Here is a 12,607-nt window from a genome sequence, read left to right as displayed (position 1 = left end):
TCGGCGGGCATCATCTCCGCCAGCGGAAAACATCGCTATCAGGGATAGCACCTGATGTGATTATTGGCACTGCAGCGGCATCGTGCCGGCCAGAATGAAAAACGGGCGCCAGTGGCGCCCGTTTTGTCATGCGTCGACCAGCTTGCCCAGTCTTGCCCTGACTTCTGTTGCGGTGCCCATGCGGAGCACGTCTGCGGCCACCTTCTCGCAATCGGCCTTGTTCAGCTTGCGCACCAGCGCCTTGATCGCCGGAATGCTCGGCACACTGACCGAGAGTTCATCCACGCCCATGCCGATCAGTGCCGGCACCGCCTGCGGATCGGATGCGATGCCGCCGCATACGCCCACCCACTTGCCATGCGCATGCGCACCCATGACGGTAAGCGCAATCAGGTTGAGCACGCCCGGATGCAGCGCATCGGCCTGCTTGGCCAGCTTCGGGTGCCCGCGGTCCATCGCCAGCGTGTACTGGGTCAGGTCGTTGGTGCCGATGGAGAAGAAATCCGCCTCGCGCGCAAACTGCTCGGCCAGGATGGCCGTTGCCGGCACTTCCACCATGATGCCCACCTTCACGTCGGCGGTGATGCCCAGCGCGGCTTTTTCCGCTAGCACCACGGCCTTGGCCGCACGCAGTTCTTCCAGGTTGGCAATCATCGGGAACATGATATGCAGCTTCGAATACGGCGCTGCCCGCAGGATGGCGCGTACCTGCGTGCGCAGGATCTCCGGCTCTGCCAGGCACAGGCGGATGCCGCGCACGCCCAGGAAGGGGTTTTCTTCCGCCGGCATCGGCAGGTAGGGCAGCGGTTTGTCGCCGCCGACATCCAGCGTGCGGATCACCAGCGTGCGCTCCTTGCCCAGTGCCTGGGCAATATCGCCGTAGATACGGGTCTGTTCTTCCTCGCTCGGCGCGTCGTTGCGTTCCAGGTAGAGGAATTCGCTGCGCAGCAGCCCCACGCCTTCGCCACCCAGCTCGACGCCCTGACGGGCTTCTTCGAGGCCGCCGATATTGGCAACGATCTCGATATGGTGACCATCGGTGGTGACGGGCGGCAGATGTGCTGCCGCCAGCTCCTCGGCACGCTTCTTCGCCAGGCGTGCCTGCTTGTCGCGGATCACCGCCATTTCTGTATCGGTCGGGTTCAAGCGCAATGTCCCCTTGCTGCCGTCGAGAATGACGGTGGTACCGTTGGCGAGTTTGACGACGGCTTCATCGATGCCGCAAATGGCCGGAATGTTCAGCGAGCGCGCCAGGATGGCCACGTGACTGGTGGCGCCGCCGCCGGTGGTGGCAAAGCCCAGCACGCGCGAGCGATCCAGGCTGGCGGTTTCGGACGGAGTCAGCTCCTCCGCGATCAGGATGGTATTGGCCGGCAGGCTGAGCTTGCTTTCCGCCACCCCGGCAATCAGCCGCAACACGCGTACACCCACATCGCGGATATCGTTGGCACGGCCAGCCAGCACTTCGTTCTTCAGCTTGGCCAGTTGCTCGGCGTAGCGGGTATAGGCGGAGCGCCACGCAAAGCCGGCGCTCTTGCCGCTGCTGATGCCGGCCACTGCCAGATCGAGCAACTCCGGATCGGTCAGCAGCTCCTGGTGCGCGGCAAAAATTTCTGCCTTGCTGGCATCGCTGATTTCGCCCTTGAGCTTTTCCAGCTGCTTGGATGCTTCTTTCAGCGCGTTGTCGAAACGGCGGCGTTCGATCTGCGGATTTTCGCCCGCCTCGGTCACCGCGATATCGTCCTGCCTGATCTGGAAAATCTGCCCGACCGCAAGGCCCGGCGATGCCGATACGCCGGTCAGCACGTTCGGATCATCCGATTTGGGCCGTGCAGCCACCGGGCGCAGCGTATCGAGCGGCGCCGGCTTGTGCTTGGTGAGGATGGCAGCGCCCACATCTTCGCCGCTGCCGGAGGTCAACAGCGCCACCAGCGCATCGACGGCGGCCGCCGCATCCACGCCATTGGCCTTGATGCGCACTTCATCTCCGTGCTGCACTTCCAGGCCCATGATGCCGACCACCGACTTGGCATTGCCCTCGTCGTTGCCGCGCAGCAGCCTGATATCCGATTTGTAGGTTTTGGCTGCGTTGGCGATCACCGCAGCAGGCCGGGCATGCAGGCCGGTCAGGTTGGGTATGCGCACCAGCCTGGACAATGTATCGGCCGCAGCCTTGGCAGCTGCAGCGCCTTCCGGCCCTGCCAGCTGCAGCACCAGCAAGGTGCTCTTGCCGGCCTGCACGAAACCGCTGGCGGCCTGGTAGCGGGCCACCTTGTCACCGTTGGTGACAACGATTTCGGTCAGCAGGCTGCGGGCATGCTTGGCCACGAAGTTGGCATCGAATTCGATCAGCGGCTGGCCAGCGGCTACCTGGTCGTTCAGCTTGACCAGCGCCTTGAACCCTTCGCCCTTGAGCATCACGGTATCGAGGCCGATGTGCATCAGCACTTCCACGCCTTCGGTAGTAGTCAGCGTGATGGCATGACAGGCCGAGTGCAGCTGGGTGATCTTGCCTGCGGCGGGCGAGAGCAACTGGTTGGTGATCGGATCGATGGCCACGCCATCGCCAACCATTTTCTGGGCGAACACCGGATCGGGCACATGATCGATCGGTACGACAATGCCCGACAAGGGGGCGAGCAATTCCAGTTGAGAACCCGGCATGGCAACAATCTCCGCTACATATTAGTCATCAGTGTATGCGTTCGGAATCCACCTTTCAGTGACATTATTGCCTTTGTCATGGCCTGCATATGCGCTTGATTGCGTTCAAGGCGCTGCAAGGCGGCGGGGACGCAACACACCGTGCTCGGTAATCAGTGCGTCCACGCGCAAATCCCATGGCTCGACCGGCAAGCCATCGACCTGCTGACAGGCAAAAGCCAGCCCCAGCAGCCTGGGGCGTACGGTATAGCGGCGGAAGGAAAAACTGGCATCGTAGTAACCGCCGCCTTGGCCCATGCGGGTGAGCGAGGCATCGAAACCCAGCAGCGGCACGAAAGCCAGATCCAGCCGGCGCGGATGCAGCAGCGGCTGCTTGGGATGCACGGTGGGTTCGGGGATGGCATGGCGGCCCAGCCGCCAGCGGGTATCGGCATCCACCCGTGCAAAGCGCAGTTGCCGGCCATGGCGTGGCACCTGCGGCACATAGACATGACAACCGCGGCGCAGTGCCAGTTTGATCAGTGCATCGGTGGGGGCTTCGCTGCCTACGGCCACGTAGACGGCCACCTTGCGCGCCGGCTTGAGCCAGCGCCGCGCGTAGCGCGCCAATAACCGGTCTGCGCGTTGCCGCTGTGCAGCGGTGACCGCCTTCCTGCGTGCGCGCAGTTCGCGCCGCAGTGCGGTTTTTTCCGGGAAGGTTACGCTGGCGGTCACGCGTATGGGCTGGGTAGGGGGCTTTCCCGCAAGTGTCGTCCGGCTCGCATCTTGAACCCTGAGGTTCAAGTGGCTGCCTGCCGTTTGCCATCAGGTGCATTCGACTAAGGAACGCGCACAACAGGCGATTTTTCGTGGCTGGCAACCGAGCTACAATTTATCGGTTCAAAGAATATGAGCCGAAACGAACACCGCAGGAAAGCAGTCGGTAGCAAGATGAGGCATGTGGACAAGCGCTCAGAAAAGTTCGCTCTGTTCCTGCAATGCCGCATCAGCAATCTGGTTGATATGGTCGATTCTACGCTTGTAGGCAGCAATGTCAAAACCGCCTGCTTCCACATGCAGGTATTCGTGGGCAATGTTGAGCGCCGCCATGATGGCGATTTTCTCGATGCCGATCACTTTGCCGCTGCCGCGGATCTCGTGCATCTTGCCGTCGAGCAGCGCCACTGCCTGCAGCAAGGTGGGTTCTTCATCCACCGGGCAGGCCACGCGGAACTCGCGGCCCATGATGGTGACATCCAGCTGTTTGATCTCGCTCATGCTTCATCCTCCGGCAGGCGGGCGAGGATGGCGGCCACGCGCTCGGTCGCGCCGGCCACCTTGCCCTTGAGCTGCTGGTTTTCCTGTTGCAGGCCCAGCAACTGCTGGCGCAGCGCACGGTTTTCCCCGCGCAATTGCTGGCATAGCCTGGCAAGCAGTCCCACTTTGTCTTCCAGTGCGGCGAATTCGGCGTCCATGGCTCGTTCGGATGTATTGAACCCGTAGCGATTCTAAGTCATTTTGCGCGCTTCGGCTGCGCCAACGCACGCCGCGCTGCATCGATGCGCTCGCACAACAGCGTTACGCCCTCCACCAGCCGCGGGCCCGGCCGCATCAGCCGGTCGTCAACGATGCCATACAGTTGCCCGCTGGCCACTGCCGGCAAAGCCTGGTAACGCCGCCACATGGCCAGTTCGGTCACCGGGCTGGTAGCCACCATCACCTGCGGTGCAAACGCCAGCACCGCCTCCATGCTCACTTGCGGTACCTGTTCGGACGCATCGGCAAATGCATTGATGCCGCCACAGTCGTTGATTGCCCGCCCCAGAAATGCGCGCTCCGAAATGCTCAGCAGTGGCTGCGGGCTGATCTGCAGGAAGACGCGCACCGGTTGCGCATGGCTGAAGCGCGCTTTGAGTGCCGCGTAATCACGCTGCATGGCCCTGGCCTGTGCCGCTGCCCGCTGCGGCTTGCCCAGCAATACGCCCAGCCGCGTGAGGTTGCTGGCCACATCCACCGGTGTTTGCGGTGTGCTGAAGAACACCGGGATACCCAGCTTCTGCACCGCCTGCAACGAACGCTGTACCGCAGTACCTTCCCAGGCAACCACCAGATCGGGCTTGAGCGCGATGATGGCTTCCACATTCACCGCATCGTAACGGCCAACCCTGGGCAGATTTGCGACACCGGCGGGATAGTTGCTGGCGCTGTCGGTGCCGACCAGTGCGCCGGGGGCAAGTGCGGCTACCAGTTCGGTGGCATGCGGCGTCAATGCCACCACTCTGCCGGCAGGCCGGGCCAGCGTCACGCTGTTGCCAAGATCATCCGTCACCTGGATTGCGGCGTGGGCAAGCGGCTGCAGAACCAGCAGCAGCGCGCCAAGCCAGTGCCTAGCAGGCATCAATCCTCGCCATCATGCGCTTCCACGTTTTCTTCGGCGTCAACGATGGGCACGAGATTTTCCAGGTCCTCGGGCGTTTCCAGCGTGATGCGGCCTAGCGTGCCGCTGCGGAAATCGGTGAGGATCAGGTCTGCAGTCTTCTGCGTATCGACACGGCCACCACCAAGCATTGCGCCACGCTTGCGGCCGATCTGGTGGAACAATGCCTCGAGTTCGACGTCCAGGCTATCGAGCTTGTAGCGCTGCTTGAGCAGCTCCGGGTAGCGCTTGCTCAGCGTTTCGATCGCAAACCACGCCACGTCTTCCTCGTTGTACGCGTTGCGGCCCACTGAGCCGGCCATGGCCAGCCGGTAGCCGAAATCTTCGTACTCGATCTTCGGCCACAACAGACCGGGCGTGTCGTACACGATCATGCCGTCAGCAAGGTCGATACGCTGGATATGCTGGGTAACTCCCGGCGTATCAGCCACCTTGGCCACCTTGCGATTGAGCAGGATGTTCATCAATGTCGATTTGCCGACGTTGGGAATGCCCAGGATCAGGATCCGTACCGGCTTCACGCCACCGGTGCGGTGCGGCACGATCTTGCGGCACAGCTCGGGAATACGCCGCACGGCAGCGCCCTTGTCACCCTCGCCCAGCAAAATCGCCTCGGTTGCCGGTTGGGCACGAAACCATTCCAGCCAGATGCGGTTCAAAGCAGGATCGGCAAGATCCGCCTTGTTGAGTATCTTGAGCACCGGACGCTGACGATGCATGCGCAGCTTTTCAAGCATGGGATTGGTACTGGACACAGGCGCACGGGCATCGACGATCTCGATCACCATGTCGACCTTCGCCATCGTCTCCATCACTTGCTTGCGGGCAGCATTCATGTGCCCTGGGAACCACTGGATGGCCATCAAGGGCTCCTGTCTACGTCCGAAAAAGCGGCTGATTATACCGGAATCTGCAAAGAAGTAATAAAATCAACAACTTGAGCTGTGAAGAACTCGCTAGCCATTTTGGGACTAAACAACAAACACCACCCGGCACAAATTCCATCAACAACTTGCCCACAAGCACAACAGGATCGCTGCACCGGGTTCACCATGAAGCAAGCTGTTGAAAACAAAAAGAAATTAAGCTTATCCACAGCAAAGTGCCGCCCTTATTAACTGTTCTTATCTTCTTCTTCTTTACATAGAATATGGAAGAAAACCCAAACTGAAGTCGCCATGCAAAAAAAGACCCTGTTCACCCTGCTGACCGTTTTGCTTGTTCTCTGCCTGCTTGCAACCCTGTTCATCAGACACGACCGGACTGCTCCCGGTTTCAGTGCTACCACCATGGATGGCAAGCTGTTGACCAGTGCTGAACTGCAAGGCAAGGTCATGTTGATCAACTTCTGGGCAACCAGCTGTACCGGCTGTGTGAAGGAAGTACCCGAATTGATCAAACTGCAAAACCGGTTCGGCAAAAAGGATTTTGAAACCATCGGCATTGCACTTGATTATGATGATCCTGCCTATATCAACAGATTCATCGGGAAATTCGGTATCAACTATGCGGTGATACACGACAAGGATGGCCAGATCGCTGAGAAATTCGGCAAGATCAGCCTCGCTCCTACTTCCTTTGTCATTGATAAAAAAGGGAAAATAGTCAGAAAAATCATAGGTGAAGTAGATATGGCGGAAATGGAAAAAACTATCGAATCTTTATTGTGACTGATGCATATACCGGATAAAAATGACATGAAAAACAAATATGGAACCCTGCTTTTTTCTGCAGGTTTTTCCATAGCGCTTCACGTTTTTCTTTTTACATCCAATTCCGGTTTTTCCAGGAAATCCAATCCGGGAAACAAGCTTGTTTACCTGAAAGTTTCCATTGAAAAAACGGCGGATCGTTATTTTTTACCCGCTGATGAACCGGTCTTCAAGGCAACGGAAATCAGCAAGATCGGCGCCTGGGAGCAGATGCCGGCGTGGCTGACAGCCGAAAAAAAGGAGCGCCCCGAAGAAGCGCTCCCTGATTACTGGCAGGAAAAGGATGTAGACAAGCCTGCCAAGTGGGTAGAAACCCCTGATTTCCAGATTGAAGACCTGCATGTCGATGATGATCTGATCGCAACCATCACCTTGAAAATAGATGCTACAGGTCTGACCAAGGACGTTGTGATCGAGGCTCCGGAACTGACGCCCGGCCAGATATACGCACTGCGGATGAAACTCTTCAAGACCTATTTCGTTCCGGCCTGGCGAGGCAATCAAACAGTCAACAGCGTCAAGGTAATCGTGCTCAGCAAAGAGGCCTACAGGGACGTTTCCCCGTAGGCGCTGCTGTTACTTCCAGGTTTTTTCCGCGCTCGATATATCGCCGCTATTATCCTTGTCCCAACCCTTGATGCCGGTACCCGTCAACGTGATTATCCCGTCCCTGCTCTGGGCATTTTTCGGCGTTGCCGTCAGTGTGAACCCGGCGCTGTCGCAACTTGCGGCAGTGATGTCGTAGTACTTGGTCGAGCCATCTACGGGTGCCTCCGTGATAGTGAGCGTAGGGCAGTTTCCGCTGCTGTCTGCATAGGTATTGTTGAGCGTGAAATAACGCTCCAGCGCTTGTGCATTCGTCAGCAGCACCGTTTGCGCATCAGCCCTGCGTGCCTTGCGTACGTACTGCTGATAAGCAGGCACTGCAATTGCGGCGAGAATCCCGATCACCGCAACCACAATCATCAACTCGACCAGGGTAAAACCGCGCTGCTTGCCCGTCTGCTTCTTTTCCGGCATTCCATGCTCCTTATTGGATCACTTCACGCCAGCTGACCGGCGTAACGGTACGGTAGGTATTGATCAGCACTGGTTGGCCTGAAGGAGAAACGTCTACCACCTTGGTCGTCTTGGAAACACGATAGTTTCGGCCGAATCCGCGCATATCACCCACACCGGACGGCTCAGATCCGGAGACCGTCGTGGTGCCATTGGGGCGGGCTTCGGTATAGACCTGCCCGACGTTGCCAAATCCGGATACTGCCTGGCCGCCGCTGTTCTTGACGGTAAAGCGTTGCATGGTCTGGCCACCATTTTCGAAGTTGAGTGCCATCAAGCTGGAGGTGGATACAAACGCACATGTGTTGGTCAGTGTGCTTGGTGCCATGGTGTTGAATATCACCAGACCGCCTTTCGCGATACGCGGCATGCCGACATGGCGTTCACCGGTCAGTGGCAGATCTGCGTACCAGCCCAACTGGGTTGTCCAGTCGATATCGGGGATCTTGTTGGTATTCGGATCCGCTGAACATGCCTGTGGAACGCCTGCCGTGCTCAGCGGCTTGATGCAGCGGCCATTTGCCACATCGCTCAGGGTCAACGGCGGAACGGGGCTGTAACGGGCGTTGAGCGTAGTGACGTCATTGCTATCGAAAGTACCGATGGTCTGCTTGAGCAACGCACTGCGCCCGCTGATCTGCACATCGCTATCCCATATGCCATAGAAGGTGTTGGTCAGCGATTCGCCGGTGCAACCTGTGCTGGAAATATCGCAGTCGGCAACGAATTTCCCGGTACCGAAGTAAACCATGACCATGTTGGCATCAACCAGGCCATCGCCATTTGCATCCTTCGCATCCGTATGCTGGGATTGGAAAGTCAGCGCCGGCGCAGTAAAGATAGGTTGTGCTACACCAGTGCTGGAGACGGCAGTGAACAGCGGCTTGTTGACGCCGCCCACGGATGATCCCCAGTTGGCAGGATTACTGCTGCGAACATCGAACTTCCAAATATTGCCTTTCAGATCGCCGGCGTAGATGACGTCAATTTTCTTGTCGCCATTGAGGTCGGCGCCGGTGGCAGCAGACAAGCCGTTGTTACCGGCCGACGACGCAGCCGCTTCAAGCTTGATGACGCTGCTTGAATTCCAGCCGCTGGAGCCAGGGCCGTTGACGTCCAGCAAGAAGAGCACGGCCTTGCCGTTGTCGCTGTTGAAGCCATTGGATACCGCGACACGGAATTTGTTGTCGTTCATCAGCACGATCAGCGGGCTTTGCGGCAGATAGCCCATATCCGGGTCACCCAATGCCGGGGTTGTAGAATTGAAGTATTCCCACTTGACCATATTGCCTACATTGGCTGCCGTAAACAGCGAAGGATCGGTGATATCCAGCAAGCTGACGCCCTTGCCACCAAACCCGGCAGACAGTGCCAGCGCGGTTTTCCATTGGCCATCCCAGATATCGGCAACGGAACTGGCGCCGTTCAGGAAATATTCATGGTTGTAGGAGAGCCCGTCCAGCTGGCTGAGTTTGTCGTAAAGATATGATGGCACATAGGCAAATTTCTCTTCGCCATTGTCGGTTGCTGCCTGCGCCGCAGCTTCGGGCAAGATGTTCAGATCGTCGTTGAATGCGTGCAGCATGCCGCCGTTGGCACCTGCATAAACCGTGTTCTTGCGTTGGAAAATACCGGCTGCCCAAGTCTGATAGGCATGGAAGTCCGGCGGATAGTAATCGGTGTTGCTATCCCCCACCGCATAGGGTGATGCATCCAGAATATCGGCAATGAAATTGGTTTTCGTGCCGATCAGTTCCCGCTGCCGGAATTTGCCTGCACTGCTGCCTTCATTGGTCGAATCACCGCGCAGGTAGTCGATACGCTGCGCCATCTTGCTGTCTATCGTGCCTGTTTTATCACGATTCAGTGCTGACTGTTCCGCAACGGAAAGCAGGGCAGTCGATGTTGTATCCGACTTGAATTCGATCGATCTGCGTGTGACCGGATTGTAAGTAAATACATAACGATTGGCAGGGGCCAGCAGGTTATTGGTATCGGCTGCACTCCACACCAGGGTGGGATTGAGCAGATCGCTGGTCTGCTGCTTCAAGGCCTGCAGATTGCCGCTCCATTTGTCGGTCTTGTACGAGGTTTTGTAAACACGGATCTCGCTGTCGACCGAGGCCGAACCGCCGGTACTGCCTACCGGGGCGCTGGAACGGCTGGTTGCATCAATACGTGCAAATGCCTTGTCCAGCTGTTCCTTCATGCGCAGCGGGTTGGTAACCAGGAAATAGTTATCGGGAATGCCATTGCCATCCGAATCCCATTCGCTCACATCATCCAGCACGTTGTAGTTGGTGGTATCGGTTGAGGGTTCGTTATCAATGAAACCGCCGTATTTTGCTGCATACCATAGCGGCGAATTGAGCGTGGTAACCGTGGAGCCGGTGCTGCTGACTGTGAACGTACGCACATCGGTCAGCGCACTCATGTTGCCTTGCGGGCTGATCGGATCACCAGAAGGATTGCCGGTAGCTGCAGGCTTTGCATCCATCCAGTAATTGACGTTGGCGCCGCCCACGTCTTTCACAACCAGGTAAACACCGTCCTTGGTCGTTCCCGATACGATATAACCCATATGCTGATCCTGACCACCGGCAGCATAGGTTGAATTGACAGTGACCTGGATGGTGTTGTTGGCCAGCAGTGCAACTTCATACTCTGCAATGGCATCCATATCATGGTCACCACCGTATTCCACATCTTCGTAGTTGATGCGGAACTTGTAGTACGGCCTGCCACCATTGATGTTGGTATCGAAGGTATAGCCGGAAATGTTCCTGATTTTATCGACGTAGAAATCGACGATCTGGTCGGTAGGCCGGTAATTGGCAGATGTGCCGGTTGTGCCGCCACCATTGGATGGTGTTTTTGCAAAGGGCACAAAAGTGACCAGCTTGCCATTCACGGTCATGCTGATTTTTGGCAACGGCGATGCCAGCGCGACCGAAAAGGTGTTCACCGTCTGTGATTCAGGTGCGGCATTGATATCGTTCGTTCTGGCAAACGCAGCAATGGCAGCACTCATGTAAGTGCCTTTTTTGGCCGGTTCGTCTGGCAGGCCTTTCAGGGTTTTGAACGTGGATGCACTCTTTGGAGTGGGGGCCTGGTCATTGGTACTGCCATTTTCACCGATCAGCACGGTTTTGCTGCCACCGAATTCCTTGGTCCACATGGCATCCAGAATATTGCCCGGATTGAAAGATATGCTGTTGATGTTCACTGTGTTGATATCGCCGTCCCAATTGGGATTGATATCCGAAAGCAGCGTGATGTATGGCTTGGAACAGATATTGTTCCGGCGCGTGCTACCCGAAACAATGCCGTATGGATCAGTCCAGTTCGGCTCAGGCAGATTCAGGCCTGCACCTTTGGTATCGCCCGAATAACCGCTGGTCGGACCCGTTGCACCTGCAAGATAGCGGGTGGATTCGAACAGCATTTCGCCCACCGGGTTGCCCCAGCCACTGCAGCTGCCATCCACCAGTTGCTGGCTGAACGCATTGGCATAGGAGCAGGCGGTATCGTATGTGCTGGTAAAGTACTCGCGCGTGTTCTGGAAGCCTTCGATACGCAAGTTGTTGATGGTGGTGATGATGCTGCCGACGGTACTGGCGGGCGTTTTGAACGTGCCATTGGTTTGATCGACTTCATCATCGATCTTGCCGATATTTTTACGCAATACCCCGCCCTGCAGATTGTGTGAGTAGCTGCCGGTCAACAGGCCAAAGCGCATTGAATCGCTGTCGCCATATTGCTGGATGAGGCCAACCGGTTTGTAGCTAGTGCCATATTTCTTGCAATTGTCTTCAAGCAGCGTGCTTTTGCAGACCTGCACTTTTACATCCATGGCCTTCGGATAGCCCGGGTTCTTGCTGGCGATGGTGACGCGAACGTTGGCGCCGGTGGCATATTCGGTATCGGCAACCGGTCGCTCGATACTCAGCCACTCCCAGACCCGGTAACTGCTGTCTTCGATGTAAAGAAGTTGTGGTGCAGAGTTATAGCTGGTACTGCACGAGCTACCGCATGGGGTGGTATTGGCGAACAGGATACGCTTTTGTGTTGATGCGGATGCAGACAGCGCAGGCTGAGCCAGCGGCGTATAGTCGCTGATCCTGTAATAGTAGCGGTTTGGATCCGAAACCGGCTTGGCTGGATCGATTTCATTGGAAGGATCGTATTCCTTGCCCCAGCTATGTGCATCCTGAGGAATGAAAGCGCGTTGCAGCACGGTATCCGTCGCCGTGTCGGTACTGCGCGTGCCGCCATAAAGGACTTTGCGGATGGCATCGATACGGGATGTGGTGACATAATTCAGGTAATCACCGCTCCAGCGGCCACTGGATACGGTGGCACACTTTTTGGTGTTGGTAATGGCAACCGGCTCGAACCGCGCAGCCGTTGTATTGTAGCTGTAGCATTTGTATGAATCGAAATAGCCATAGTAATCAATCTGGAATTTTCCGCGGCCTTCTGCGGTTTCGCCGGCCTTCAACTTCCAGCCCTTATAGCCAACGTCATACAGGCCATCGTCATCCAGATCGGATGCATCGTTATAGGCTTCGTACCACAACTTGTGATCGCGCCCGAGCACCAGCAAATTCAGCGGGGGCTGATTCGATGATTCATACAATGGCCGATATGGGTCACGGCTGGTTTGCAGGATGGGGCCCACGGCATAGGTTTCGGTCGCAAACAAGCTGGCGACAAGCAGCGTAATCAGGCGGATTTTCATTTTCTATGCTCCAGA

The 12,607-nt window shown here is 57.1% G+C and carries 10 protein-coding genes and 1 other RNA gene; 2 read left to right on the top strand and 9 right to left on the bottom strand.

The genetic code is table 11. The annotated features are described in order from the left end of the window. Nucleotides 1–126 precede the first annotated feature (126 nt). The 7 genes from ptsP to ylqF form a co-directional block, all read right to left on the bottom strand. On the bottom strand, nt 127–2,664 hold the full coding sequence (gene ptsP, locus IGB42_RS15710; RefSeq protein ID WP_159673343.1) for a phosphoenolpyruvate--protein phosphotransferase: 2,538 nt from the start codon (nt 2,662–2,664) through the stop codon (nt 127–129). A 105-nt stretch (nt 2,665–2,769) separates the two neighbouring features. Further along, nucleotides 2,770–3,378, bottom strand: coding sequence for a 5-formyltetrahydrofolate cyclo-ligase (locus IGB42_RS15705; protein WP_159673341.1), 609 nt, complete (start codon nt 3,376–3,378; stop codon nt 2,770–2,772). A 19-nt stretch (nt 3,379–3,397) separates the two neighbouring features. Further along, nucleotides 3,398–3,581: non-coding RNA, 6S RNA (gene ssrS, locus IGB42_RS15700), on the bottom strand. A 34-nt stretch (nt 3,582–3,615) separates the two neighbouring features. Beyond that, entirely contained in the window at nt 3,616–3,921 is a 306-nt protein-coding gene (locus IGB42_RS15695; RefSeq protein WP_159673339.1) for a cell division protein ZapA, read from the bottom strand. Further along, complete coding sequence (locus IGB42_RS15690; RefSeq protein WP_159673337.1) at nt 3,918–4,118, bottom strand: hypothetical protein; 201 nt, start codon at nt 4,116–4,118, stop codon at nt 3,918–3,920. Before IGB42_RS15690 ends, IGB42_RS15695 begins: the two co-directional genes overlap by 4 nt. Nucleotides 4,119–4,156: 38 nt before the next feature. Beyond that, entirely contained in the window at nt 4,157–5,041 is an 885-nt protein-coding gene (locus IGB42_RS15685; RefSeq protein WP_159673335.1) for a helical backbone metal receptor, read from the bottom strand. Next, entirely contained in the window at nt 5,041–5,943 is a 903-nt protein-coding gene (gene ylqF, locus IGB42_RS15680; protein WP_159673333.1) for a ribosome biogenesis GTPase YlqF, read from the bottom strand. The genes IGB42_RS15685 and ylqF overlap by 1 nt, the downstream gene beginning before the upstream one ends. A 315-nt stretch (nt 5,944–6,258) precedes the next feature. On the opposite strand from ylqF, the gene IGB42_RS15675 reads away from it, so the two are divergent. After that, nucleotides 6,259–6,750, top strand: coding sequence for a TlpA disulfide reductase family protein (locus IGB42_RS15675; protein ID WP_159673331.1), 492 nt, complete (start codon nt 6,259–6,261; stop codon nt 6,748–6,750). Between the two features lie 27 nt (nt 6,751–6,777). After that, nucleotides 6,778–7,359: a hypothetical protein gene (locus IGB42_RS15670; RefSeq protein WP_159673330.1), complete on the top strand. Its 582-nt coding sequence runs from the start codon at nt 6,778–6,780 to the stop codon at nt 7,357–7,359. A gap of 9 nt (nt 7,360–7,368) precedes the next feature. Here IGB42_RS15670 and IGB42_RS15665 read toward each other — a convergent pair whose 3' ends face one another. Together IGB42_RS15665 and IGB42_RS15660 are read right to left on the bottom strand one after the other, a co-directional pair. Further along, a complete protein-coding gene (locus IGB42_RS15665) occupies nt 7,369–7,812 on the bottom strand; it encodes a type IV pilin protein (protein ID WP_159673328.1) in 444 nt (147 codons plus the stop codon). Between the two features lie 10 nt (nt 7,813–7,822). Further along, on the bottom strand, nt 7,823–12,592 hold the full coding sequence (locus IGB42_RS15660) for a pilus assembly protein (RefSeq protein ID WP_159673326.1): 4,770 nt from the start codon (nt 12,590–12,592) through the stop codon (nt 7,823–7,825). Between the last annotated feature and the right edge of the window lie 15 nt (nt 12,593–12,607).

It is taken from the genome of Andreprevotia sp. IGB-42, assembly GCF_009848685.1.
Taxonomy (GTDB): Bacteria; Pseudomonadota; Gammaproteobacteria; order Burkholderiales; family Chitinibacteraceae; genus Andreprevotia.
The sequence above is the reverse complement of the archived record's forward strand: the minus strand, read 5'-3'. Positions and strand labels throughout refer to the sequence as shown.

Excerpts from the sequence above, each read along its gene's own strand:
- ptsP (WP_159673343.1), bottom strand. The coding sequence starts at position 2,664 with ATGCCGGGTTCTCAACTGGAATTGCTCGCCCCCTTGTCGGGCATTGTC.
- IGB42_RS15695 (WP_159673339.1), bottom strand. The coding sequence starts at position 3,921 with ATGAGCGAGATCAAACAGCTGGATGTCACCATCATGGGCCGCGAGTTC.
- IGB42_RS15690 (WP_159673337.1), bottom strand. The coding sequence starts at position 4,118 with ATGGACGCCGAATTCGCCGCACTGGAAGACAAAGTGGGACTGCTTGCC.
- IGB42_RS15685 (WP_159673335.1), bottom strand. The coding sequence starts at position 5,041 with ATGCCTGCTAGGCACTGGCTTGGCGCGCTGCTGCTGGTTCTGCAGCCG.
- ylqF (WP_159673333.1), bottom strand. The coding sequence starts at position 5,943 with ATGGCCATCCAGTGGTTCCCAGGGCACATGAATGCTGCCCGCAAGCAA.
- IGB42_RS15675 (WP_159673331.1), top strand. The coding sequence starts at position 6,259 with ATGCAAAAAAAGACCCTGTTCACCCTGCTGACCGTTTTGCTTGTTCTC.
- IGB42_RS15670 (WP_159673330.1), top strand. The coding sequence starts at position 6,778 with ATGAAAAACAAATATGGAACCCTGCTTTTTTCTGCAGGTTTTTCCATA.
- IGB42_RS15665 (WP_159673328.1), bottom strand. The coding sequence starts at position 7,812 with ATGCCGGAAAAGAAGCAGACGGGCAAGCAGCGCGGTTTTACCCTGGTC.
- IGB42_RS15660 (WP_159673326.1), bottom strand. The coding sequence starts at position 12,592 with ATGAAAATCCGCCTGATTACGCTGCTTGTCGCCAGCTTGTTTGCGACC.